22 protein-coding genes are annotated in these 24,351 nt (G+C 65.3%); 7 read left to right on the top strand and 15 right to left on the bottom strand.

Annotation, left to right across the window (positions count from 1 at the left end):
• Window positions 1–48 precede the first annotated feature (48 nt).
• The 8 genes from AOK17_RS27350 to AOK17_RS27385 all read right to left on the bottom strand — a co-directional run bounded on the left by AOK17_RS27350 (window position 49) and on the right by AOK17_RS27385 (window position 5,555).
• Window positions 49–1,440 (bottom strand): tyrosine-type recombinase/integrase, encoded by a 1,392-nt coding sequence (locus tag AOK17_RS27350; protein ID WP_055615215.1) that lies wholly within the window; start codon window positions 1,438–1,440, stop codon window positions 49–51.
• A complete protein-coding gene (locus AOK17_RS27355) occupies window positions 1,437–1,640 on the bottom strand; it encodes a helix-turn-helix transcriptional regulator (protein WP_055615239.1) in 204 nt (67 codons plus the stop codon). Before AOK17_RS27355 ends, AOK17_RS27350 begins: the two co-directional genes overlap by 4 nt.
• Entirely contained in the window at window positions 1,630–2,991 is a 1,362-nt protein-coding gene (locus AOK17_RS27360) for a replication initiator (protein WP_055615216.1), read from the bottom strand. Before AOK17_RS27360 ends, AOK17_RS27355 begins: the two co-directional genes overlap by 11 nt.
• The gene (locus tag AOK17_RS27365; protein ID WP_055615217.1) at window positions 2,988–3,245 is read right to left on the bottom strand and encodes a hypothetical protein; all 258 of its coding nucleotides are present in this window, start codon (window positions 3,243–3,245) and stop codon (window positions 2,988–2,990) included. The genes AOK17_RS27360 and AOK17_RS27365 overlap by 4 nt, the downstream gene beginning before the upstream one ends.
• 104 nt (window positions 3,246–3,349) lie before the next feature.
• Window positions 3,350–3,640 (bottom strand): hypothetical protein, encoded by a 291-nt coding sequence (locus AOK17_RS27370; protein ID WP_055615218.1) that lies wholly within the window; start codon window positions 3,638–3,640, stop codon window positions 3,350–3,352.
• 44 nt (window positions 3,641–3,684) lie between these two features.
• Complete coding sequence (locus AOK17_RS27375) at window positions 3,685–3,879, bottom strand: hypothetical protein (RefSeq protein ID WP_055615219.1); 195 nt, start codon at window positions 3,877–3,879, stop codon at window positions 3,685–3,687.
• A 12-nt stretch (window positions 3,880–3,891) separates the two neighbouring features.
• Complete coding sequence (locus AOK17_RS27380) at window positions 3,892–5,214, bottom strand: FtsK/SpoIIIE domain-containing protein (protein WP_055615220.1); 1,323 nt, start codon at window positions 5,212–5,214, stop codon at window positions 3,892–3,894.
• Window positions 5,214–5,555: an SCO3933 family regulatory protein gene (locus tag AOK17_RS27385; protein ID WP_055615221.1), complete on the bottom strand. Its 342-nt coding sequence runs from the start codon at window positions 5,553–5,555 to the stop codon at window positions 5,214–5,216. Before AOK17_RS27385 ends, AOK17_RS27380 begins: the two co-directional genes overlap by 1 nt.
• 204 nt (window positions 5,556–5,759) lie before the next feature.
• Here AOK17_RS27385 and AOK17_RS27390 point away from each other — a divergent pair, with 204 nt between their 5' ends.
• The gene (locus AOK17_RS27390; RefSeq protein WP_055615222.1) at window positions 5,760–6,500 is read left to right on the top strand and encodes a GntR family transcriptional regulator; all 741 of its coding nucleotides are present in this window, start codon (window positions 5,760–5,762) and stop codon (window positions 6,498–6,500) included.
• Window positions 6,501–6,956: 456 nt separating this feature from the next.
• On the opposite strand, the gene AOK17_RS50860 is transcribed toward AOK17_RS27390, so the two are convergent.
• Entirely contained in the window at window positions 6,957–8,138 is a 1,182-nt protein-coding gene (locus tag AOK17_RS50860; protein WP_157881405.1) for a hypothetical protein, read from the bottom strand.
• 425 nt (window positions 8,139–8,563) lie between these two features.
• On the opposite strand from AOK17_RS50860, the gene AOK17_RS27395 reads away from it, so the two are divergent.
• Window positions 8,564–9,670, top strand: coding sequence for a hypothetical protein (locus AOK17_RS27395; protein WP_055615223.1), 1,107 nt, complete (start codon window positions 8,564–8,566; stop codon window positions 9,668–9,670).
• 379 nt (window positions 9,671–10,049) lie between these two features.
• On the opposite strand, the gene AOK17_RS50865 is transcribed toward AOK17_RS27395, so the two are convergent.
• A complete protein-coding gene (locus AOK17_RS50865; RefSeq protein ID WP_157881406.1) occupies window positions 10,050–11,039 on the bottom strand; it encodes a hypothetical protein in 990 nt (329 codons plus the stop codon).
• A gap of 805 nt (window positions 11,040–11,844) precedes the next feature.
• Here AOK17_RS50865 and AOK17_RS27400 point away from each other — a divergent pair.
• The 3 genes from AOK17_RS27400 to AOK17_RS27410 all read left to right on the top strand — a co-directional run bounded on the left by AOK17_RS27400 (window position 11,845) and on the right by AOK17_RS27410 (window position 16,856).
• A complete protein-coding gene (locus AOK17_RS27400; RefSeq protein ID WP_063997294.1) occupies window positions 11,845–12,309 on the top strand; it encodes a DUF6221 family protein in 465 nt (154 codons plus the stop codon).
• 350 nt (window positions 12,310–12,659) lie between these two features.
• Window positions 12,660–16,454: a CHAT domain-containing tetratricopeptide repeat protein gene (locus AOK17_RS27405; protein ID WP_169801956.1), complete on the top strand. Its 3,795-nt coding sequence runs from the start codon at window positions 12,660–12,662 to the stop codon at window positions 16,452–16,454.
• 21 nt (window positions 16,455–16,475) lie between these two features.
• Window positions 16,476–16,856 carry a hypothetical protein gene (locus AOK17_RS27410; protein ID WP_055615225.1) on the top strand — a complete coding sequence of 127 codons (381 nt, stop codon included), beginning with the start codon at window positions 16,476–16,478 and terminating at the stop codon, window positions 16,854–16,856.
• Window positions 16,857–17,332: 476 nt separating this feature from the next.
• On the opposite strand, the gene AOK17_RS27415 is transcribed toward AOK17_RS27410, so the two are convergent.
• Genes AOK17_RS27415 through AOK17_RS27425 form a run of 3 tightly spaced genes read right to left on the bottom strand, consistent with a single transcriptional unit; the run spans window position 17,333 to window position 18,519 of the window.
• On the bottom strand, window positions 17,333–17,653 hold the full coding sequence (locus AOK17_RS27415) for a hypothetical protein (protein WP_079053311.1): 321 nt from the start codon (window positions 17,651–17,653) through the stop codon (window positions 17,333–17,335).
• A 4-nt stretch (window positions 17,654–17,657) separates the two neighbouring features.
• Window positions 17,658–17,978 (bottom strand): hypothetical protein, encoded by a 321-nt coding sequence (locus AOK17_RS27420; RefSeq protein WP_055615227.1) that lies wholly within the window; start codon window positions 17,976–17,978, stop codon window positions 17,658–17,660.
• On the bottom strand, window positions 17,968–18,519 hold the full coding sequence (locus tag AOK17_RS27425) for a bifunctional DNA primase/polymerase (protein WP_206190846.1): 552 nt from the start codon (window positions 18,517–18,519) through the stop codon (window positions 17,968–17,970). The genes AOK17_RS27420 and AOK17_RS27425 overlap by 11 nt, the downstream gene beginning before the upstream one ends.
• Window positions 18,520–18,751: 232 nt before the next feature.
• Here AOK17_RS27425 and AOK17_RS27430 point away from each other — a divergent pair, with 232 nt between their 5' ends.
• The gene (locus tag AOK17_RS27430) at window positions 18,752–20,179 is read left to right on the top strand and encodes an NsdA family TPR-like regulatory protein (protein ID WP_483855182.1); all 1,428 of its coding nucleotides are present in this window, start codon (window positions 18,752–18,754) and stop codon (window positions 20,177–20,179) included.
• 22 nt (window positions 20,180–20,201) lie between these two features.
• On the opposite strand, the gene AOK17_RS27435 is transcribed toward AOK17_RS27430, so the two are convergent.
• Both AOK17_RS27435 and AOK17_RS27440 read right to left on the bottom strand, forming a co-directional pair.
• Window positions 20,202–21,128, bottom strand: coding sequence for a phosphotransferase family protein (locus tag AOK17_RS27435; RefSeq protein WP_055615242.1), 927 nt, complete (start codon window positions 21,126–21,128; stop codon window positions 20,202–20,204).
• Between the two features lie 1,259 nt (window positions 21,129–22,387).
• Complete coding sequence (locus AOK17_RS27440; RefSeq protein WP_055615243.1) at window positions 22,388–23,248, bottom strand: MmyB family transcriptional regulator; 861 nt, start codon at window positions 23,246–23,248, stop codon at window positions 22,388–22,390.
• A 216-nt stretch (window positions 23,249–23,464) separates the two neighbouring features.
• On the opposite strand from AOK17_RS27440, the gene AOK17_RS27445 reads away from it, so the two are divergent.
• Window positions 23,465–24,334, top strand: coding sequence for an SDR family NAD(P)-dependent oxidoreductase (locus AOK17_RS27445; protein WP_206190844.1), 870 nt, complete (start codon window positions 23,465–23,467; stop codon window positions 24,332–24,334).
• The last annotated feature ends 17 nt before the right edge of the window (window positions 24,335–24,351 follow it).

Here is a 24,351-nt window from a genome sequence, read left to right on the forward strand (position 1 = left end):
GCCCCGGATCTCTCCGAGGCTTCGCGTCGATCGGTCCTGCGGACCGTTTCACTTTTCGGGGATGTCGCCCTCCTCTCCCAGGCCCTTCAGAATCCGGTCGTTCATCTCTTGCTCCTGGCCGTCGATGCACTTGGCGTAGATCTTCAGCAAGACGTCAACCGAGTGGCCGGCGCGTGCCGCCACTTCCGGTGCGGGCACACCGGAGTTGAGCCACTGGGACACTCCTGCGTGTCGCAGGTCGTACGGCCGGAAGGCGAGCACCGACGAGACCTGTTCGGGCAGGAACGCCAGCTCTCGCGTCTGCTTCCACACACGCGAGTACGACGAGGCAGCAACAACGTTGCCTCGCTCACTGGCGAAGAGCCGACCGTCCTTGGCAGTGCCGAACTCCTTCAGATGCTCCCGGAGCAGGCCAACCAGCGGAGGCGGGATGGGCACGATGCGCACCTCGCCCTCCGCGCGCTGCTTCAGGCCCCGCCGGTCGTGCGCCTCCCCGGAGTCCGTCCACGCCTTGCCTGCCGTCGGACGCGTCTCGGCCAGCTCGATACGTCCCCAACCCGAGGCAGGGAGTACGCAGTCCGACCGACGCAGGCCGAGCGCTTCACCGGGGCGCATAGCGGCGTAGTACAGGCACCCGAAGAACGCCCGCAGCCGTCGACCACTCGCCCGTTCGTAGCCGCCGACGTACGTCACCGCAGCCAGCAACTCCCGCGCCTGCCTCGGATTGACCACGACTCGACGGTCAACCTCTTGCACCGCCCGCTTGCCACGTTTGCGGCGCACTCGGCTCAGCGGGTTGGACTGTAGAAGCTCCAACTCCACTGCGTATTCAAGCGAGTTGAATACGACCGCACGACGACGCCGGTAGGTCTGCGTGGCCGCAGGCTTGCCGTCCAACTTGCGGCCAAGACCGTCGATCAGCTCATGCACGCGAGCGATCTCCAGCAACTCGGCTACGGGCAGAGAGGCTCGCTCGATCCAGCGCACCGCCGAAGCAATCTCCTCCGGCCGATCCTGCTTCCTCCGTGACACAGGAAGGAGGTATGAGCGCAGCGCACGCCGTACTATCTGCGGCGTTGGCCGTCCCCGAACCGGTTTGACCAGTACAGGGACGACCGTCGCCAACGCGTCGGTCATGCTGTCACGCTGCTTCGCCGACGCCTCAGCCCAGCGAGCATCGATGTACTTGAGCGCCAACTCCAGGTACGTCAGCGCCGCCTTGCCACCACGCAGCGAGTCGGGCAGCCCCGATACCGTGTCGAAGGGCTCGCCCTTGTCAACGGCTCGCAGCAGCTTGGCCCTGAAGCGGTCGGCGAGTGCTGTTGTCTTGTACGACTCGCTGAAGGCTTGCCCGTCAACAACCCATCGGACAAGGTGAGTTGGCTTCTTGGTCGTCTTGTTGACCGAGAGCTTCCAGACGGAGACCTTGTACGACTTCACGACGCGGCCTCCTCTGCGCGCTCCGCCAACCAGTCGTTGAGCACGTCGCGGCGAACCCTCAACTCCCCGTTGGGTAAACGGATGCAGGCCGGCGCAAGGCGCAGTTCTCGCCAGCGATAGAAGGTGCGCCGGGAGATCCCGCCCAGCTCTTCGAGCACCTGCCGCACGGTGAGCAGTTCGGCCGTCTTCTCACGCGCCATGAAGACCACCACCCTCCCGTACGGAGGCCGCCAGGAGTGCCGCCTCCGGCGAGTAGCCGCGCCCTGCATAGCGCCACTGGCCGACGGTGACGGTTGTCCGCCCGCTGATACCGAGGGCGGTCCGCTGCTCCTCCGCACGGTGTTCTGCACGCGCCTCTCGGAGTGCGGTCAGAGTCGTCGAGTAGCGCCGTGACTTGGTGGAGAAGTGGCCGCCGTAGCCGAGCATGTGGGCCCAACGGCGCAGCCCCAGAGGCTCGAAGGGAGGTAGACCGCCGAGCCACCAGCACGTACTGATCATGCGGAGAACGTGAGCCCGTACCGGCAACAGGACCAGTTCCCGCGCCTGGTGAATCCGGCCGTCGACCGCGCCGGCGGACTCGGCACCCTTCGTGGCGTACTTCGCGATGTAGCCCGCAACAGCCACGGAGGCCAGCCGCTCCCCCGCTCCGAACGCCGCGATGGGCCGCACGTCGACCTGTTCGCCGAACCGCAGCACGCGAGTGCCGACGACATCCATGCCAGGAGCGATGAGCCGCACGCGGCCGACGACCGCCTGTATCGCGTCCATCAGCAGAGCCGTTGTGGCCCAACCGGGCGGAGCCGAGGCCGGTCCGTCCGGTCCGTCGAGGCGGACCACGGCATGGAAGTGGACCAGGCCCCGTCGCTGGTACTCGGCCACCTTCGCGTACGACAACCGGGCCACGTCCCCGAGTTCGGTACGGGACAGCCCGGCCCGCCGTGCGATCTCGCGACGCAGCTCCAGTGCGAACCGGTGCCACAACTGCCCGGCGTACGCCTGCCAGAGGACAGCCCCGGCGTAGTCGTAGCAGCGCGGGCACAGAGGCTCACCGAGACGGGGCTCACCCTCTGCGTGCCGCTCATGGCATCCGACGGGCGAGCCGTGCGGGCAGCACTCCCCCACCTTCCGGGGACGGCATGCCCGTACATGCTCCGCACGCTCACGACGGGTATGAACCGGCCCGAAGCCGGGAGCGGTGAGGGTGGCAAACACCCGAGGGTGCCCGCTCACCGACTCCGTGACGTTCTTGCCACCGACCAGTCCAGACCGGATCAGTTGATAGGTGTCGGCCCGGTAGAGACGGGAGCAGGACGGGCAGACCGACGCACGCCGGTTGCCGCATGCGGTCAGGAGGCGACCGCCGTAGACGTCCGACGCGTACGAGAACAGGGCCTCGCCCGTAGTCGTGTCGACGACGGTTGCCCCGCCGACCAGGTGGATCGGGTTGGTGCAACCGGCGAGGCTGACGATGTTGCTCCGCCAGGCTGCGAACTCCGGCTCTGCTGCCCTGGTGAGCAGGGCAGCAACGTTCTTCGGCATGGACGCGGTCATTGCCGACCACCGCCTCCGAACGCATGCCACATCACGGCAGCGATTGCTTCCGTACGGGTCTTGGCGCTGAACCGGAGCGTCGGGTCCGTGAGCCAGAGTGCGGCGGCATGCGCCGGGCACAGATGACGCTCGAAGCCGTCGAGCCCGACGAGGACGATCTGTTCCCGTCCGTCGCAGGTCGACACCTTGGAGTCGACGACCCTGAGTTCGCACTCCGGCAGAGGGGATTTGCGCGAACGATGCGCGGTGGACAAAGTGTGAGTACTCCTTTCACTGCTCATGTGGCGGATGGAGTGGGTTCCTGACGGGGTCGGGTTTGGCGACTTCGCGCCCCGTCGGGAGCCCGTCATACGGGCGATCACTGCTGTTCCTTGGGCGGGATCGCGACGACGCTGTACGCGATCGGTCCGAAGGTGCGACGTGCGTCGTAGTAGCCCTCGCCGAGGTCCTCCACCGGGACGCCGAGCGGAGCGGCGACGTGTTCCGTGCCCTCCCTGCGAGCGGTGGAGTCGGCCGCGTCGACGAAGACGCCGAACGATGCGTTGCGCGGTACGAGGACACTGGGGTTCGCGGTGAGGAAGTCCGCCAGCTCGCGCAGGCCGGCGATGAGCGCAGCCCGGTCGCCGGAGCGGATTTCGTACGTGGACATGGCTCGCCCACCTCTCTGTTGTTCGGAAATCAGGTGAGGTCGCTTCAGAAGCGGAGTTGACCGAGAAAGCCGCTGACCGCGACGAGGACCGCCTGAACCACCGGCGCGGCCACGGTCTTTGCCACCAGGAAGCCGAAGGTCCCGCAGAGCAACGTGTCCGCCCAGCGCAGGTAGCGGATGCGCAGCAGGAACCAGATGAACAGGCCGAGCAGCAACACGGCCGACACGGACACCAGCACGACAGCCCCCTCTCACTTGGCCGCAGTGAGCAGTTCGGGCAGGACCGGGGCGAGGTGCGCGTACTCGGCCGCGATGGCTTCCGCGTCCACCTCGGTGACGAGGTGCGAGCGGGCACGTTCCCAGCCGTCGCCGGAGGCCAGCACGGCCGTACCCGCCTGTTCCGGAGTGATGGCCTGTGCGGCCTTGAGCGCGTCGGGGTTGAGATCTCCGAGCGCCATTTCGGCCGTACCGGGATCGGCCACCCGGTGGCACACGCGTCCGCCGAGTTGGGCACGCAGTGCCGTGACACCTGGACCCAGGTCGGAGCCCACCCGTTGGCCGGCCACGACGAGGAACACCCCGAGCGCCGCGCCGAGTTGAGCGAGACGGATCAACGCCGTACCGGCCGCGTGTGCTTCGTCCTTCTCGTTGCGACTCGCGACGAGAAACAGTTCCGCGATCTCGTCGACGATCACGACGACGGGTACCGGGCGTTCCTCGTCCGACAGACCCCAGATGTTGCGTACGCGAGCCGCCCGACAGACGGTCATGCGGTCGAGGGCCAGGTCGACGAGCGCCGCCAGGAGCCGAACCGCTTGCTCACGATTGGTCGCCAGGGCGGACAACCGGGGTTCGTAGAGCGACAGTTCCATGCCGCCCTTGCAGTCGATGCCGACGAGCGCGACCGGTTGCGGAGCCAGGCCCGCGACAAGTGCATTGATCAACGTCGACTTGCCAGACCGGGTGGCACCGACGATCAGCCAGTGCGGCACACGACGCAGGTCGATGACCCAGCCGGCACCGGTTTCCAGCACACCCACAGCGACCCGGAGCAGTTGAGCGGGCCCGCGCTGTTTCGGCAGTCGAGGAGCGGCGAGCGGATCGGCCACGGAGGCGGCGATTCGTACGACTCCCGGCCTCCAGGAGGTGACCCGCACCCCATGGACCTGCCAGTCCTCCGCCATGGCGGGCCCCGCCTTGACGAAGTCCTCGGGCACCTGGCCCGGCAACAGCCGTACCAGCATCCAGAATCCGCCGCCGGTCGGGCGTATGAGCCCGTGCCGGGGGACGCGCGGCTGAGGTGGAGGCGCCCCGTTGCCGACGAGCCCGGACACCACAGTCAGCGCTGGCCGACGGCTCACGGCGAGTCCACACCCGGCCATCAACGGCCGCCAGGTGCGCACCACTTGGACGACCATGACCGGGAAGCCGAGTAACAGCCACCAGGCCACGGGGTAGCGGCGGCGCAGGGCCGGGCCTGCGAGAAGCAGACCCGACACCAGCACTACGGCCACCACCAGAACCCAACTCGGCCAGACCGTCCCGGCCGAGGAGGTGGAGGAGGCCAGCGTCATCACTGCCCGGCCCCCTTCCCCGCCGGAGCGCTCAGGGGCCGGATCTCCGCCGCACGGAATGCGACCCCATGGCGCCCGTCGTTCTCCCACGGCGTGGCGATCAAGTCCCGTACGGCCACGGGCATACCGAGCTGGACACCGGCCGGCTCACCGGCGACGCTCACGTTCACCACGTCCGCCGATGACCCGGCCATCAGGCAAAGACCGACCTGGTACACGGTCTTGCCGGTGTCACGGTCAACGCGAAGCTGACCGGTCTCACGATTCGCTACCCGCGGAGCCGGGGGTACGGCACAAATGATCCCCGTGAACTTCGCGGTGTCGATCGGAAGGCTTGCCACTGATCTGAACTCCTCATCTCTGGCACCCGAAGGCCGATCCTTCGGGTTGCTAGACCACCCGTAGTACGGGCGACCGGAGTCCACAGTGCGACCCGTAGTACGGGTTGTCAACCGTCTTGTGATGGGAGAGGCTGTCCATGCAGATGGACGATCTGTCCACGGAGATGGATAACCGAGAAGCGATCACGGCCACGGAGGGCCCGCATGCCGCCGAAGAACACGCAGCCGAAGTATCGGCAGATCGCCGACTACCTGCGCGAAGGCATCCTGAACGGCACCTTCCCCGCCGGCCAACCGCTCCCCTCCGAGGAGGCGTTGGCAAAACAGTTCGGCGTGACGCGTCCCACAGTCCGTCAGGGCCTCACAGAGCTACGGGCATCCGGCCTGGTCGAGGTGATCATGGGCCGAGGCACATTCGCCCGCTCACCCCAGAGCCGCCCAAGCCTCACGCGCCCGCGCGGCGTACGCCTGGCCCCCGACGGCCGGTACATGGAGGCTGACGGCATCCAGTGGACGAACGCCGAGCCACCGGTCGCTACTCGCACGGACGCCCCCTTGGCCTTGGCGGATCTCCTCCGCATCCCGCCTGGCGAGCCGATGTTCACGTACGACGCCTTGCAGACCGCCGACCACGGCCGACTCCGCCAACTCCACCGCACATACGTGCCGTTCTCCGTCCTGGTCGACACGAAGCACGAGGAGGAGGCACCGCTACCGGCACCGGAGCTGTACGTCACGCTTGCCGAGCTGGGCCACGAACTCCACTTCACGGAGTACGTCCGCACGCGCATGCCCCTACCGGACCAGGCCCAAGCCCTCCGCCTGCCCGAAGGTGTCCCGCTCCTGCATGTCATCCGTGTAACGCTCACGGAGGGGGACAAGCCGCTCGCGCTGGAGGAGTTCCACCTTCCCGGTGACGACCTGGAACTGTCGTTCAGGCTGTAGCCAAGCCTCAGTTGGCTCAGACTTTCTCCACGTCATCAAGGCGGCTCGCTCCGCTCCCCGCACGCGGCCCGGCCCCCGGCCGGGCCTGCGCTCCTGTCTCCGCCCCGCTCCAGCCCGGCCGGTGTCCGTACCGCGCTCAGGTGGGGGAGCCGAGAGCCGTGAGGCGGATACTCCGTGGTGAGCGGCCGGGATCGGCCGGCACCGGGATGGAGGGGGCGCCGTCACCGACTGCGGGCCCGTAGGGGTGCGAAGGGGCTCCCATCCCATCCACCGTCGACCCAGGCAGAGCCGAGCAGACGCGGCCCAGGGCGTCAAGGTCGTTCGTACAGTGGCGCGCTCCACCTTGACGCCCTGAACCACGCCCGCTCCACGGAGTGTGGGTCGACGGCGGACGGGATGGGAGCTGGGTTGGTTGGCGAGCCGAGGAAGGGCCAGCGGAATTCGCGAGATCGGGTATCAACCCAGAAGATACGAAACCTTCTCAACGGCGTCAGGGAGCTTCGCTACAACTGGACATGCTTGATGCCCACCCCTCCACGACCTCTGTAGGTAGTTGGTGGCCACTCTCTCAGCCACCACTACATCGGCATACGCGGCAGCGCATCCCAAATAGAGCATATCAATCAGATCATTCGGCTCCCACCTAGCGCGGATAGCCAGACGATGACCAATCGCATCCCCGTACACCCGGAGCGAGGGCATGGAATCGATTCGCTCATAGAGCTCAACAGCCAGCCGTTCCTCTATGGGAATACCCAAACTATGAGCCGCAGCGACACCCTCTAATACCAAATCACTGATAGCCAAAGCTCGCCCATCGATCGCCTTCTGCTTGGGCGATCGCGCCTGGAATTCTGGATCCATACTTACTCTATTGAAGTGCTCATGCCAACCTGCAACCGGAGACGGAACCCGCTCCGGATTCATAAGGACGTCGTAAATACTAGCGAATGCTGTGAGCCTGTTAGTCAATTTCGACAAGCCCGGCGGAAGGTCAGATGTGGCGGTGACTCGCTCCTTCGTGTCCATAGCGCCAGCAGCCAGGCTAAAGACGTCGAGCTCAGGGAGATCAGCGCAAGCTGTGTACGCTTTCGATAGCGCTTCACCCATTTCATGCGTTCGCACCACTACAGGACTCCGCATCTGCCATCCCCGTGAAATCCTGAGGATGGTAGACGCGAGATTCTGCCGCCTTTCGTCAAATAGCGCCGAGGTCTCAAGGGCGTGAGCGGATGACACCGGAATGATCACACGCCCTGCCTCGGCGTATTCAATCAGGCGCTCTGCAGCTTCAAGGTCTTCATCATTTCGAACCCGAGCGCGGTCAAAAATAGAGTTACATAGCGTACTCCAGTGACATTGATCCAGGTAAACGACTGGAGGGCGGGTTGACTTAGAAGCTGCCCCCTCCGGGTCCACCTCAAAAATATCTCCACGCACGCTTTCTAGGCGAATTACCTCACTGGAAAAATCGTAGGACACTTTCCTAAGTGTGCTGCCTGGATCACCGCCACCCAAGTTAAATTCCACTACACGACCATCACGGAACTTTATTCTTACTTCTCCCGTGACCGGATTCTCGGCGATCTCTTCGAATGCCTGGCTGATCTTGTCAAGATCAGGATTATCCTCTGTCATTGTTTACGTCTCCCCTCGCGCCCAATGCCTAGACCACGCAGTACGAGGCCTCGTCAGAGACCGACCGTATCTGGTTGATGATCCGAGAGGAGCCTCAGCGCGCCATCCAGCCGGACATCACCTGCTGACATCAACGACGGCGCACACAGGCAGCCTTGAACCACCCACGATGCCCGACGCGAGGGCCTCGGGGCTCCCTGGCGGCTGATGCATCGAACTGCTAGAGCTCGCAAGATGCCGTCGACAGAAGCCAGCGCCCGACCACGGCGTGGTTTGGCCGCAACTTTCACCTCCGGTACGGAGTGTTACCTAGCAGAGTGACCGACACCCTCCGCTGTTGAGACAGTTGGAGCAGGGCCGCATTAGCCAAATAGAGTCGACAGAGTGCCAACCTGCTGGCACAGTCATGCTCCATGGAGACAGACATGCAGACTGCCGTAATCTGGTCTGGAATCTTTAGTGACGCGAATTATTTCGGTCGCTACTTTCGAGACGTAACGCGCCACGGCGACGATTCGTTGAACTCCGTGTTGGCCTTCTGCATGGCGCCATATCTCTCGCTCGCCATGCACGAATCTCTGCAGAAGGCGGGAAAGGTCGATGCCAACATCTCCGCAGTTTTCGAGAAGGATACAGTCGCCATTAGTGCCCGGTCTCGGCATTCATTGAAGCTCTTCGAAGACACCAAGCGAGGCATTGAGGGGCAGATTTCGTATTTTCGGGACGAGGTGTTCACTGCGCATTCTGCCAAGTTCCTCGGTAACACGTGGCTTCCGCTGGCTCGCTTTTTGGAAACCGATCTCGGCCTGTATAGCTATGGCGGGCGACTAGTGACAACAACCCATGCCGCGACGTTCCATCTCGGCTTTGATCCGAACGAGCTGCTCGCTGAGGAAGCTGGATCTCATATCCGAGCAGTCTTTGAGGAGTACGGATCGTACTTCGCAGGTTTGGGAGCCAGCCTCGATGATCAGGGGGCGGATACTTTTGTAACTTCGTTGAGCGCTTCGGTCCTGGATGAGTCACGCGATGTGCGCGCCAGCAAGTACTACCACAAGGTCTTCAATGGACCAGACACGCCCGAGCTAAATGCAATACTCACAACCTTCCGAGCGATGCTCAATTTCGCCGAAATCGTCGTGTCGTCTGGTATCGATCGCCAGCACCTCGACTACACGGCTTTTAAGATCGGATACCTTTCGCTTTATCAGGTATTGCGCAGCGTGCGTATTCTATTGGACGATGCGTCCTACCGTCTCACGACTCGCTCCGCTGCGATTGCTGATCGCATCGTTAATTTGGAATCAGCACAGGATATCCTGGATCCGAAGGTCAAGCCTTTCCGTAACATGCTGATGCACTACAATCTGTCGCCCAAGGTGGACATGGCCAAGGTGGACTTTTCTCAGCCCTTCTTTGGCACAGTCCCCATCTATTTCCCTCGACACGACATCTCCAGCTTCATTCAGCTCGTGAATCAGTGTAGCGCCATCACTGCATCGCTTTTTGACGAGTGGGCAGAAGGGGATTAAGGCGCACGGTGGAACTATCGCCAAGGCTGACGGTTGTGCGATGAGTCCCTTGGTAAGGCTTCTTGGGCTCCGGCTGTACCGCAGCGAAGTACAGCAACCGCAATGACCTGTACGAGGCGGTGGCAGCCGCACGGAACTGATGCGTGGCCCATGCGACCGTCGATGACCGATCCACATAGAGCTACGGACAGAAGGCCACACCACCCCGTCGGGGCCCGCCACTGGGCCGTCTGCTGTCGTTCAACCGCCACCAACAGTGAAGCCAACCACTAAAGCGCAGCGGTGTAGCCCAGATCTGCGACGAGGTGGGTTGCTGAGACCACTGCAACACCCAAGGCGCAAAGACCAGTCTCGCATGCCTATTGGGTCACCGCCGGTCTCAGGAAATGTCTCGACCAGGGATTTGATAAAAAGGCTCCGGCAGTGATACGTCCCATCTATCCATCGCTGAGTGAATCTCGACTGCCAGTCGCGACGAAGCGTCATGCCGAGGATTCAGTAGCACGTTGCGACCGTTCGATGCTATGAAATCGAATCCTGGAGAAAAAGCCCACAGATCAACCTTATACGGGTCGATACCCAGGAGCGTGCAAATATATCCGAGACCAGAGTCAACCGCGCCGAATTTATCGCGTTCAGCAAAGAGTCTGCCACACAGATCCATGAGGGCGTACCCTTTAGGTGCGACTTCATAGATCGTACCGGAGGTACGAGGATCTGAACTCGGAACGATGAAACCGGTAAGGCTTAGGCGGATAATCCGCTCCTTGACCGGGCCGGCACCGATTCCGATCTTCTTGGCGAGCTGCGTGTAGTTACCGAAGCCGGAATCTTCAACTTCCGCTAGGACAGCGAGACTAAGTCCGCTGGTGCCGCTCCATGTCGCGAACGAAGAGACGTCTCGGTCGGTGATCCCTCCTAGCACGACCGACAGCAAGAGGTCGCGGGAGACGGATTCTTTCAACTCCGAGTGAACTAGTTTCCGATGACTTTCCGAGTCCGCGTCAAAATCCTCAGGGACCCAGAAGACACGCAGCCGATCAAGCCTCTCCGAGAGCCCCGTTTTCTTATAGTCAGAGATAGCTTCATAAAGGACAGCTTTGTTCTTCATGGTGCTGCGCGCCACGTAAATGAGGGCATCGGATTCCGATTCGGATAGCAGCATCCGAACATCCTTATCGATGCCCTCGGTGTGCTTCCAGAGAGTCTGACCTGAGACAGCCCTCTTCCAGTTGGTTGCCAGATCACAAGCGAAGTCGAAACGCTTACGTTCCGCCTCTTTGTATGCATACAGGCGGGACTCGGACGCGGCATCCATGATTTGCAGAATCGAATCAGAAAGAAAAGCGTGCTCCGCAGACTCGGCCACTGCGCCCCCCGTGGTCACTCAACGCTGATGCACGGATCGTACGGGGCACCACTGACATGCGCCCTCAGCAAGCCGCCTGCGCAGGCCAGTTGGACAGCAACCCGACCCAGGCTGAGCACCAGCGGCCTCTGCTCCTAGACTTGACGGTCGGCTCTGACACCCGGAACCGACCATGCCGTAAGCGGTGCTCACCCTCTACATCGCTCAGGACGAGGGCGTGAAGCCATCTGACTGGTCGAGGCGGAACTCGGAGCTCGGGGCCGTCGGGGTCCAACCCTCACGCAGGGCAAGCCGAACAGTCGCAGCAACACCGGACGGCAGTACAGGCTCAACCTCTCGACCAATCCAGTTGCTCGGATGGGGGTGGTTGGTCGTGACCACAAGCGTCATCCCTGTGGTGTCGGCATGCTCGACCGCGAACGTGCACGGCGACCAGGCCAGACCCTGGAAGTACGTCGGCCTGCCTCGCAGCCGCCAGCGGTAGGCCGTGGCGTCGACAACGACCCGTCGTGATCCCTTGCGGACCAGTGCCATAACTCCCCCTCCAACAGCGAAGATTCTAGCGAGCCCGACCCTTCCGTCCGTCTCAGTTTCCGTCTCATTCAGCGCCGTTCACGGCAGTTCAGGCGAGACCGAAGGCGGTAGGCCCTCAGACCACCGACCGCGCTTGAACGCAGGTGAACGGCCCCGTTCGAAGCCTCAGGGACCACCACCACAGTTGGAAAGCGTGTTGGTCCAACACTCGGAGATGGGCGACGGGCGTAAAGCAAGTGCCGGCGCACGCGCCATGGTTGAGGATGCCGCCATGACCAACGACCTGGTGGCGTTCCTCAAGGCGCGCCTGGACGAGGATGCCGACCTGGCCCGGCGCTGTGACATGGCCGGATTCTCTGCGGAGTGGATCGCGCACAAAGCCGCAGTCGACTTCGGCCGAGGTGATCTCACCAGCTTTCACACCGCAATCGCGCGGCACGTGGCCCTGCACGACCCTGCCCGCGTGCTGCGCGAAATCGAGGCCAAGCGGCACGTGCTGAACCGTCACACGCTCAGCCCGGCCGAAGGTGATCCCGAGCGACCGTGGGAGGGCCGTGACGACTGCCAGTTCGACGGCGACCTCTGGCCCTGCGATGACCTACTCGATCTCGCCCTGCCCTACCAGGAGCACCCCGACGTTCCCGAGCGCTATGAGGCGAACCGGGTAACCGAGGAACGGAACGACCGCACCACAAGCGCACCAGATAGGGCGGGGAACAGCGGGGAACCACGGTGAAGACAACCGAGGCCGTCGAAGCCGTACCCCCACCGTTCGCCCTGGTCAACGCCAAGATCACCCGTAAATGCCCGCAGCTTCCCAAGTTGAGGGCGTGAGCTCGATTCTCGTCGGCTGCTCCGGTTTGCCTGTCAGGAAGGTGGCCAGGCCTCTTTGTTGGCCAGACCGGCAAGGCGTGAAGTATATGAGCGCACCGTTGCCGGGTGTTGTTCCGTCTGAGGGGGACAGGGGCATGCGTTCGGCACCGGTTTGGGGGTTTTGCCGTCGAAGCGGGGAGTGGGTGGCTACGGTCGCTGGTGCAATGGGGCGTAGTGGCGCGCCGCAGGTCGGTGCGGGGGCGGGGGATGGCTATGTCGGAGCGTTTGTTGCTGGAGGTGGCCGGGGACGGCCTATTGACGGTGTTGGCGTGGCCGGAGGGCGAGTCGTATCCCAGTCGGGTAGGGGATCCGGTGACGTTGACGTGGCCGTTGGACGGGCCGGTGCTGGAGGATTTGCGCTGGTATCTGGAGGAGTATCTGCGGGCGCCGTTCGGCGTGTACGACGAGCGGGGCCAAAAGGTGGCCGCCCGGGTGCCGGGGTGGGGTAAGCAGATCTTTGAGGCGGTGTTCGGCGCGGGGCCGGCCCGGGATGCCTATCTGCGAGCGCGGGCGCGGGCAGAAGATCGGGACGGCCGGGTGGAACTGGTGGTGGTGTCGGGGGCAGCAGCGCCGTTGGGGTGGCCGTGGGAGCTGATGGCTGACCCGGGACGCCCAACGCCGCTGGCGCTGGATGCGCAGGTGACCCTCTCGCGCACCATGCCGACGGCAAGTTGGGGGAAGGTCTTCAAGGTTGGGGGGTCGCGGCTGCGGGTGCTGATGGTGATCTCCCGGCCGCGCGGCACCCGGGACGTGGGGTATCAGATGATCGCCCGTCCTATGCTGGGCCGACTGGCGGCGGTGCGCGGGCAGCTGGAGCTGATGGTGCTGCGCCCGCCGACCCTGGCGCACCTGCAGCAGGTGCTGGCCCAGGCGCGGGGGGCGGGTGAGCCGTTCCAGATCGTGCACTTCGACGGGCACGGGGTGTTCGGCCAGACAGTCGGCCCGTTGGGCGGGGCAGGGCGGCCTGTGATGTTCCGGGGGCCTGGGCCTCAAGGGATGCTGGCGTTCGAGAAGCCGGAAGGCGGATCCGATCTGGTGCCCGCGGATGAGGTGGCGAGGGTCCTCAACCAGGCCCAGGTGCCGGTGGTCGTGCTCAATGCCTGCCAGTCAGCGGTGGTGGGATCGCAGATCGAAGCGGCGGTGGCCACCCGGCTGCTGCAGGAAGGCACCGCGGCCGTGGTGGCCATGGCCTACAGCGTGTATGCGGTGGCAGCCGCGGAGTTCATGGCGGCCTTCTACGAGCGGCTGTTCGCCGGGGACCGAGTAACCGAAGCGGTGGCCGCCGGCCGCCGCCGCCTAGCCCAGCAGGACCTTCGGCCGTCGCCGAAGGGCATGATGCCGCTAGTCGACTGGATGGTGCCGGTGTTGTATTCGCGCAGCGAGGTCCATTTTCCCGGGCTGCGCACCGAGCGCCAGGCCGACCAGTCGCTGGAAGAGATGCTGGATCGTATCCGCGAACGCCCCCATACCGGCGAGACGCCCTCGGAGGCGGCATTGGAGGCCGTGGGCGAGTTCATCGGCCGTGACGCCCTGCTCTACACTCTGGACTTAGCCGCCCGGCTGCAGCATGTGGTCGTGCTGCACGGGCCTGGCGGGACAGGCAAGACCGAGATGGCCAAGGCATTCGGCCGGTGGTGGCGCGACACCGGCGCCCTGGACCACCCGGACGGGGTGATCTGGCACTCCTTCGAACCCGGCGGCGCCTCCTTCGGCCTGGACGGCGTGATCACCAGCATCGGACTGCGTCTGTTTGGCACCCAGTTCGCCCAACTCGATCCCAGCCAGCGCCAGGCCCTGGTGGAAGAGGTCCTGCACACACGTCGACTGATGTTGGTGTGGGACAACTTCGAATCTGTCCACACCATGCCCGACCCCGCCCAGGCCACCCCGCCCCTGCCGAAGCAAGACCGCAACCAGTTGCGCGATTTCCTGGCCCGTATCGCCACCCACGGCACCAGCGCGGTCATCGTCACCAGCCGCGCCCCGGAAACCTGGCTCGGTCCCCAGATGCGCCGGGTGGAGGTGCCCGGCCTGGACAGCGAGGAAGCTGGCCAGTACGCCGACCACCTGCTGGCCCCCTACCCCGATGCCCAACCACGCCGGGAGCTGAAGGCGTTCGGGGAGCTGATGCAGTGGCTGGACGGGCACCCCCTGAGCATGCGCATCATCCTGCCTCTCCTGGACACCACCGGCCCACAAGACTTGCTGGCCGGCCTCCAGGGCGCCACCCCGCTGCCCGACACTGCAACCGGCGAGCGCACCACCTCCATCGCCGCCAGCATCACCTACTCCTTCACTCACCTGCCCACCCCGGACCAGCACGCCCTGACCGCGCTAAGCCTCCTCCATGGCGTCGCCGACGCCGACGTCCTAGGCATTTTCTCCGCGGACCCGGACGTTCCTGAGCCGTTCCGCGGGCGCACGGCCGCCGAGTGGAGTCATCTGCTGGACCGGGCAGCGGGTGTGGGGCTGCTGACGCCACTGGGGGCGGGGATGTACCGCATTCACCCAGCCCTACCCGCCCACCTCACCGCACACTGGCAAACCCAAGCCACCGAGACCTACTGCGACCAGCACGCCGCCGCCACCCGCGCCCTCCTCAACGCCCACGCCGCCTTCGGCGACGGGCTCATGGACGAGATCAGCAGCGGCGACGCCCAACTCGCCTTGGCATTGGTCCATCATCAGCAGCGGACGATGAGCAGGCTGCTCGGCCACGCCTGCGGCCACGCCCTGTGGCCCCAAGCCCGAAAGATTGCCGAGCCACTGAGTAAGTACTGGGACGCCCGAGGGCTGGTAGCAGAGGCACGGGCCTGGGTCGACCGGGCACGGTTGGCCCTGGAAACCCCCTACGGCAGCCCACCCAACCTGGACACCCCGGCCGGCTCCTTCTGGCTGTTCCTGGTCGGCTCCCAAGCCATCCGACAGATCCATGCACATCAGTTGGAACAAGCCGAGCGCACCTACCGCGACATCCTCAATGCCCTGCAACAGCAGCCCACCACGCCCCAGCAACAGGCCCATCTCGGCGCGGCCTACCACCAGCTCGGTGTGGTCGCCCAGAGCCGTGGCCAGCTGGAGGAAGCCCGGGACTGGTACCGCCAATCCCTCACCATCAAAGAAGACCTCGGCAACCGGCGCGGCATGGGCAGCAGCTACCACCAGCTCGGCATAATCGCCCAGAACCGCGGCCAGCTGGAAGAGGCCGAGGATTGGTACCGCCAATCCCTCACCATCAGCGAAGACCTCGGCAACCGGCCCGACATGGCCCTCAGTTACCACCAGCTGGGCAACGTCGCCTGCATGCAGGGGCGACTGGAAGAGGCCGAGGATTGGTACCGCCAATCCCTCACCATCAGCGAAGACCTCGGCAACCGGCCCGACATGGCCACCTGCTACAACGAGCTGGGCAACGTCGCCTACCTGCGGGGGCGACTGGAAGAGGCCGAGGATTGGTACCGCCAATCCCTCACCATCAGCGAAGACCTCGGCAACCGGCCCGGCATGGCCACTACCTACCACAGGCTCGGCATGGTCGCCCGGAAGCGCGGCCAGTTGGAGGAAGCCGAGGACTGGTACCGCCAATCCCTCACCATCAACGAAGACCTCGACAACCGGCCCGACATGGCCACCGTCTATGGCCAGCTGGGTAACGTCGCCTACCTGCGGAGACGACTGGAAGAGGCCGAGGACTGGTACCGCCAATCCCTCACCATCAACGAAGACCTCGACAACCGGCCCGGCATGGCCACTACCTATGGCCAGCTGGGTCTACTCGCTGAGGCGCGACACCAGCCGCAGGAGGCACTGGAATGGATGGTCCGATGCGTGGCCCTGTTTGATCGGTTCCCACACCCGGCAACCGAACCGGGCCCCGATCATCTCAAGCGGCTGACTCAAGCGCTGGGAACCACCACCCTCGAACAAACCTGGCAGAGCATCACCGGCAACCGTCTGCCGCCCGCAGTACGCCACCATGTCATCACTCACCCGCCCACAGCTCCCTGACCATCACGAGGAGAGCACCACATGGCCGACCCGGTCGGACTGGGCGCACGAGCCGCAGCACAGCGCCTCGCCACCCCGCACAATCTCAACCTCACAACCGATGTGGAAGCTGCTCTCCACACCCGCGAGACCACCAACCGCCCCGATCAGTACCTGGACCCGATCTCGATCGGTGCGCTCATCGTGAGCATCGCCAGCCTCACCTGGACCGTCTACAACGATCTCAGAAGGCACACCCCCGCGCCCGACCGCGACGTCATCAACCGCCACGTGCGCATCCGACTCGACCAAGCCGAAACACCCCAACCAGCCCTCAGCGCCGCAGACCGCGACCGGTACATCGACATCACCGTTGAAGAAACGCTCAATGCAGCTCAAGACCCCGCCTCGGGCCAGAACTGATCCAAATCCCTGTATCGCGGGCCCGAGCCGCGGGCAGTTGCAACAGGCCAGGCGTTGCCGACAGCGTTCTACGCCGGTGAACGCCCACGGTTGCTGTACAGCGGCGGAGTACAGCAACCTGAGCAACCGACCGTGACCGACCGCCGCTCTAAAGGATCACACGGTGGCCTATATGACTTCTGTCGACCGATCTCTATAGAGCCACGGATCAGAAGGCTGCGGCCGTTTGCACCCACCACGGCCGCCCCACAAGCACACCAGATCCAGCGGGGAACAGCGGGAAATGTCGGTGAAAGCAGCCGAGCCCGGTAGGGCTGTACCCCGGCCATCTGCCCAGGTCAGTGCCCAGGCCGCCCACAAATGCCCGCAGCTTCCCAAGCTGATGTGGCGGTTGTCCTACCGTTCGTCCGGGCTGCGGCGCTGGGGCGCCGGTCCCGGCCGAGCGGCAGGACAACCAACCGCGACCGAGCAGTGGTTCATGCCGCAGGAGCTTCCCGAGGCGAGAGCCGAGGCGCCTTCTTCGTCATGTCACTCGACTCCGCAGCAAGCCCGGCCGCAATCAACCTCGCCAGCAGCTCGGCCGCTTCAGGCCGAACGGTCCCGAGCTGCACGATCCCGTCACCGAAGACGTTCACGTCGGCCACCAGGCCAGCGAAGTCGGAGTCCAGGCCGAGCAACACAAGCTGATCAGCCAGAGTGCCGGCGCCTCGCCGTGCGCGGTTCCAGCCGCGTACGTAGGGCACGCCAGGTGACAAGTTCTCGGCTCGTTTGGCCACCACTCCGCGCCGGTCGGTCATGGCGTCAGGCCCTTCCCTCGTGTTCTTCGGCAATGGACGATCCGTGACTTCCGTCATTTCCGTCTTGGCGGTATCCGCTTGCCAGCGCCAGGCGAAGGAGTTCCGCGAGGCGCTCGGCCGTGGCCGGGGACACTCGGCCCAGGTCGACGAGGCCATGCCCGAACGCGCTCACGTCCGCGCGCAGGTAAGGGAAGTCCTTTTCCAGGCCGGCGCGAACGAGGACGTCCCGCAGTGCAGTGGTCACATCTCGGGCCGCGTACCAGCCGTCGCTGTCGAGAGGCGACCACGCGGCAGCGTCGCGCCCGTGGGTCGGCTCATCCGGCATCTGTGGTCGTCTCCTCAGGGAGGGCAACGACCGCTGAGTAGGGCGTCGGGTACTGCTCGTCGAAGCGGTCCATCCTTGTCAGGAGTTCCGCGGAGGCGACCAGGACGGTTGCGAGGGCGACCGGGCGCCGCGGATTGGCTTCCGGTCGGCGGGTAGGCGCGCGAAGCCATTGGTAGCGGTCCTCGGACAGAGGGATGGCTCCGGGGACGACGATGGCGCAGCCGTGGTCGAGGTACCGGTACGGCGGTGGCGATGACGTTTCGCGTTCGAGGTAATACGTGAAGACCTCGCGGCCCTGCGAGCCCAGAAAGAAGCCGACTCGCTGCGCCCTGCGGTCGACGACCGCCGGCCCGAACAGCATGCCGTTTCGTCGAAGACGGTCAAACATCTCCATCCCGAGACGCTGGTCCACGCTCAGCACGTCGAAGAAACGGCCGGTCGACAGCGCGCAGGGCCTTCGGGGATCGTCCGCCCAGACTTGCCGACACTCGGCGGGATTGTCCGCTGCGGCGGAAAGCCACTCCATGCCACTTCTGGTCATCCTCTGCACGTCATCTCACCTCGGTCAGAACCCAGTTGCGGCCGCAACGCCGCCTGTCTCCAGACTCAGGGGCACCACCCCGGTGAGAGCAGATGACGAGAGGTGACGGGGGATGACACGTCTCGGGTACACGCGTCTTCCCCCTCACGGGTCAACAACCCACGAACTCCGGTTACTTGCAGCGCACACCGGAGAACAGCGCGTACATTCGGTCGGGAAGCCAAAGAATCGCGTGCCCCAGAAGTCGCACCCATGTACAAGTGGGGAGGGAACGGTCACGTCCTCGCTGGAGCCGATCAGCGTTCACTTACGGCAAGCCCGTGTAGGTCGCGGCTGGAGTCAGCCGCGGTTGGTACGGGAGCTGCGTCAGGTTGCGCTCCGCCGTGGCCACCAACTTCCGTCGGACGCCAGCGTGAAGCGCCGTATCGCCAGTTGGGAGAACGGGCACAGCACGCCGGACGACTTCTACGGTCCACTTCTGTGTGAGGCGTACGGCCTCAGCGCCGCCGAGTTGGGGCTGAACCACGAGGGCGAGCGAGACACCGGACTCCTTGACGCCAGTTATCCGGCGAGCCCCGAAGGGGCCATCGAGACCGTCGGCCTACTGTGGCGCGCTGATCTGAACCGGTACGAACCCCTGTTACAGGCCGAGCCGTCCGAGCCCGCATGGAACGAAGCCTCGCTTCGGTGGCTGGTCGCACCTGAACCGGCCCTTCCTCGGCAACATCGAGATGGAATGCGCGTTGGATTCGGAGACGTAGCCGCCATCAAGACGACCGCGGACATGTTCGCCGAGTTGGACGACCGTTTCGGTGGCGACCACGCTCGGCATGCTGCTGTCCAATACCTCAGCACCGAAGTGACGCCGCTCCTGCGCGGGCAGTACACCGAGCAAGTTGGGCGGGCCCTGTTCTCCACCGTGGCGGAGGCAACTCTCCTGGCCGGTTGGATGTCCTACGACGCCTGCCGACACGGCTTGGCACAGCGGTATTTCCTCCAGGCCCTCCGGCTGGCCCAGGACGCCAACGACCGCCGCCTCGCCGGGAGCATCCTCTCCGCCATGAGTCATCAGGCGACGTTCCTCGGCCGCTACACGCAAGCCGCGACACTCGCTCGGGCCGCCCTCATGGGCATTTCTCCCGTGGCTACTCCGACACTGCGCGCCCAGTTCCACGTCATGGAAGCCCGCGCTCTTGCCCGAACTGGCGACGTGCGAGCCTGCGAAGCCGCTCTGAGCGCAGCCACCAGGGCGTTGGAAAGCCGCAACAGCGACGACGAGCCCGAATGGATCAGCTACTTCGACGAGACCGAGCTTGCCGCCGAGGCCGCGCACTGCTTCCGTGACGTCAACAGCGCCCGACAGGCCGTCGCTCACGCCGAGAACGCCATGAGCGGCAGTCACGTACGAAGCGACTTCTTCGCGACCATGGTTCTCGCCGACGCGCACCTACGTGCCGGCGATGTCGAGGAGGCGTGCAGGGTGGCACTCGACGCGCTGGACCTCGGCGAACAGCTCAAGTCAGCCCGATGTGTCAGCTACCTCGCCGAGTTTCGGCAGGGTCTCGCCGCCGTCGGCAACACCACGGAAGCGCGAGCCTTCACGGAGCAAGTCGGAGAGCACAGACTCTGGGTGGCTTCCGAGGCTCACGTCAGCGTCTGACTCCCGTGTGTAGAGCCGCCGCTCAGAACGGGCCCCACTCGTCTCGCCCCTCGCCCGTACGCAGTGACCGCACGCGCCGCGCGAACTCCGCCGCGGAACGCTCGCTGCCGGCGACTTGGTGGCCGAGCCAGGAAACCATCATCAGTTCACGGAGATCCGCCAAGGTCTCGTAACCGGGCCAGTTCATCAGGTCGAATCCGTACCGGTGAACGAACTCGTCGTACTCGGCCTTCGTGTGCCAGCCGTACCGGTCGTAGAACATCGCGGTCTGGATCAGGTCCCACTCGCGCGGGGCCAGCGCGAAGCCGTCGAGGTCGATGAGAACCGCGCGACCATCCCGGTGGCGGAGCACGTTACCGATGCTCGCGTCCCCGTGGATCATCCCGAAGGGGAGGACGAAGTCCAGCCGGTCGTAGTCCTTGTGCAGCTTTGCGGCACGGTCCTCCAGGAACGTTCGATCTTCCTCCGTGACGCCGTCCATCCGCCTCAGGGAGGCCGACAGATTCGCGAACGGATCGAAGTACGGGAGCCTCAGGGACTCAGGCTCCTCAAGCCAGTGAAGTCGGCGCAGCAGGTCGGCCAACTCGCCCACCGTGGCGTACTCTTCGTGCTCCTGGACGCTCTCCCAGAAGGTCACGACCCGACCGCCGACCACGAGCGGTTGCGTGATGCCCGCAGGCACCCGAGTAGCCGGAAGGTCTTCCGCCTCCAGCCACCGCGCCACTCGTACCGCCCGCTCCATGTCTTCCAGGACATCTAGGTCACGGGCAACGCGAACGATGCTCGGGGACTTCGATAAGCGGTACACGGCGTTGGAACCGAGCCGCAGCAACTCGGCGCCGTCGGAGTCCAGTCCTGCCGTCTCGCACGCCTCTCGTAGGACCACCTCAAGGCCGTCTGCCGTGAACTCCGTACCGCCGTCCTGGCCCCCGCCGCTGCCCGAGATCATGTCTTCGACCATACGGCGCCACCCCGCCGCTCGACAGGCCGCCCACGTAATGGGGGCGTGATGACCTTGTTCAGCGGGTCCCGTGAGGACCGCTCCCCCGCAGGTCAGGGCCACAAGAGGCTCACGACCTCACCTGGGCTCCGGAGCCGTGTGCGCAGGTTCGAATCCTGCCGGGGGCACCCTGTATGAGGTGCCCAGAGACCCCGCCATCAGCGCTTTAGCTGAGGACGGGGTCTTGGCGTGTGTGCGGGCGGACGCCGCCGGGGTGAGTGCACAACGGGCTCATAGAGGCGCTCGGTTTCCGGGTTGAGTCCGCACGTCGCGTCGGTATCGTCCCCGGCCATGGAGATAGGCGACCTGCCTGGATGGGCAGCTCTGGCGGTATCGATCGTTTCGCTGGTCATCAGCTACCGGCTCGGCGTCCGTTCTGCTCGGGCCTCGGAGCGGTCGACCGAGGCATCGCAGGTGTCCGCACGGGAGGCACGACGTTCGTCGGATGCTGCCGAGCGGTCGGCTATCGCGGCGGAGGGCTCACTCGCTCTCCAGCGGCAGGAGGCTGAAGAGCGACAAAGAGCGGCAGAGCCACAGGTGGAGTTGCGAGTCGAGCGCACTGGAGGCAGCAGTCGCTTGCGTCTTCGCAACGTCGGTGGAGTCGTGGCAACGGGAGTGACGATTCACGATGCTCCGGGCGTCAGCACCCAGAATCGAGAGTTCAGCTTCCGAACCCGAATCAGCAACGTGACACTCGCTCCTGGAGAGGCACGCGAGTTCTTGATCTATCGCACGGGAAACCCGCGCATGCCGACACACCTTTGGGTCACATGGCAAGGGCAGGCAGAGCGGGTCGCACTCGCGGTTCCGGCGTGACGACGAGGTCCAGCAGTGGAGGGGCGGGAGCGGTGAAGGCTGGGGCGGTCGGCTCCCCGATTTCCGGCAAGCGTGCGTAGGCAGCCGGCCTGCCCAGCTCTCGAACCCGGCTCTCCGTGCCGACTCCACTCAGGAAGAGCCGGGCCAGCCCCGCAGAGCGGATCAGTCAATACGCAGCGGCGGCGCCGCACAACTGCCGTGGAGATGTGCGCTGTTCAACGCCAGGCGGTTCGATTCCGCCGTCTTCGGCAGCCCAGGCAAGGAGTTCAACCAGGTGGTCAGTCGGGAGACGGTTCTGCGACTCGTCGAGCGGCCCTTCGGCTGTTCTCCGCGTGTTCTCCGCGGACTCGGTGGGTCCGGCTCAATAGAGTGCCGACGTCGCGGGCGGGGCGTCACTCGGCCTCAGCCGCGAACCGGTCCGTGCCCAGCACAGTAAGCAAGCTGAGCTTCTCGTGGCTTTCCGTTCCCGGGGTGGCCGTGAAGATGAGTAGGGACTGGCCCTGGTCTGGTTCGAGGAGGAGTTGGCAGTAGAGGTCCAGCCGGCCGACCTGGGGGTGGATGAAGCGTTTGGTTTCGCTCCAGCGGAGGCCTACCTCGTGGAGGTCCCACAGGCGGGCGAACTCGTCGCTGGTGCGGAGCAGGATGTCCGCCAGGTCCGCCGAGGGGGAGCCTGGGCCGTCGCGGGTGACGGCAGCGCGTAGCAGTGCGGCGTTGGTTCGGCTGTTGTTGTCGTGCTGGTCGGGGTGGTAGCGCTCGCGGGCAGCCGGATCGGTGAACCAGCGGTACGTCGCGCTGCGGGCGTTGCCCGTGTACTGGGTCTGCTCGCCGAGCAGTGCCACCGCGGACGGGGTCTGCAGCAGCGTCTCGCCCATCGGGCCCATGACCTGCGCTGTGGTGCCGGCCAGGCCGTCCATCACTCGCATCAGGCCCGGGCTCACGTGCTGGAGGCGCAGGTCGCGGCGGGCGGTGCGGTAGCCGGCGAGGAGGAAGAGGTGGTCGCGTTCGTCGGGGGTGAGCCGTAGGCCACGGGCGATGGCCGCGACCATCTGTTCCGACGGCTGCGGGCCGTCGCCGCGTTCCAGGCGGGCGAAGTAGTCGGCGGACATGGTGCACAGCTCCGCCACCTCCTCGCGGCGCAGGCCCGGAGCGCGTCGGCGTTGTCCGCGGCGCAGGCCGACGTCCTCCGGTTGCAGCGCCGTACGACGGGTGCGCAGGAAGGCGCCGAGGGACGAGCGGTCGAACGTATGGTCCATGGTCCCCATCGTTGGCCATCCTGCGCGGCTCAGCCACGACCTCCCGTTCAGTGGCCTATCCACGACCTCCCATTCAGTGGTTGAGCAGGTCCTTCCAGCGTCCGTGGTGCGGCGAGTTCACTGGCGATGCGATCAACGGTCGCCGCACACCCATAGCCGCGGAACCACAACCGCAGAACCACAACCGCGAAACCACCGGCCACGGAGCCAAGTCCCATGACCAGCATGCCCAGTTGGACCGCCAACGACCTCCCCGACCTGACCGGCCGCACCGTGGTCATCACCGGTGCCGGTCGCGGCCTCGGGCTGATCACGGCACGCGAACTCGCCGGCGCCGGTGCCCGTGTCGTGCTGGGGGTACGCGACACCGGCAAGGCCCGCCGCGCCGTCGACGGCCTGCCCGGGATTTTCGACGTCCGGCCGCTCGACGTGTCGGACCTGACCTCGGTGCGCGCCTTCGCCGACGCCTGGTCCGGTGGCATCGACGTCCTGATCAACAACGCCGGGGTGATGGACATCCCCGCCGCGCGTACCGCCGACGGCCTCGATCTGCAGACCGCCACCAACTACACCGGTCCCTTTCTGCTGACCAATCTGCTGCTCCAGCACGTCACCGACCGCGTCGTGCACGTCACCAGTGAGCTGCACAGGCAAGGAAGGATCGACCTGGACGACCTCGACTGGCGGACGCGCAAGCACAACGGGATGCAGGCCTACCAGGCGTCGAAGCTCGCCGTCGTGCTGTTCTCGCTGGAGCTGCAGCGCCGGCTGACGGCCGCGGGCAGCCCCGTACGCTCGGTGCTTGCCAGCCCCGGCATCGCCCGTACCTCACTGGCGGCCCAGTCCCGGTCGAATGTCATCAACCGGTTCACGTTCCTCACCAACGCCCCCGAGCGCGGAGCGCTGTCACTGCTCTACGCCGCCACCGAGGACGTACCCGGCAACTCGTACGTCGGGCCGGACGGCCTGGGCGGCTTCCGGGGCTCCCCGGCCATCCGTCGGCCGGGCAAGGCCGGCCTCGACCCGGCCATGGCCGGCCGCCTGTGGGACGCGACCGCCGAACTCGTCGGGGCGGACGCCCGCTGAGCCACCCGCTGAGCCAC

The sequence above is a fragment of the Streptomyces phaeochromogenes genome (assembly GCF_001418655.1).
In the GTDB taxonomy this organism is placed as follows: Bacteria; Actinomycetota; Actinomycetes; order Streptomycetales; family Streptomycetaceae; genus Streptomyces; species Streptomyces phaeochromogenes.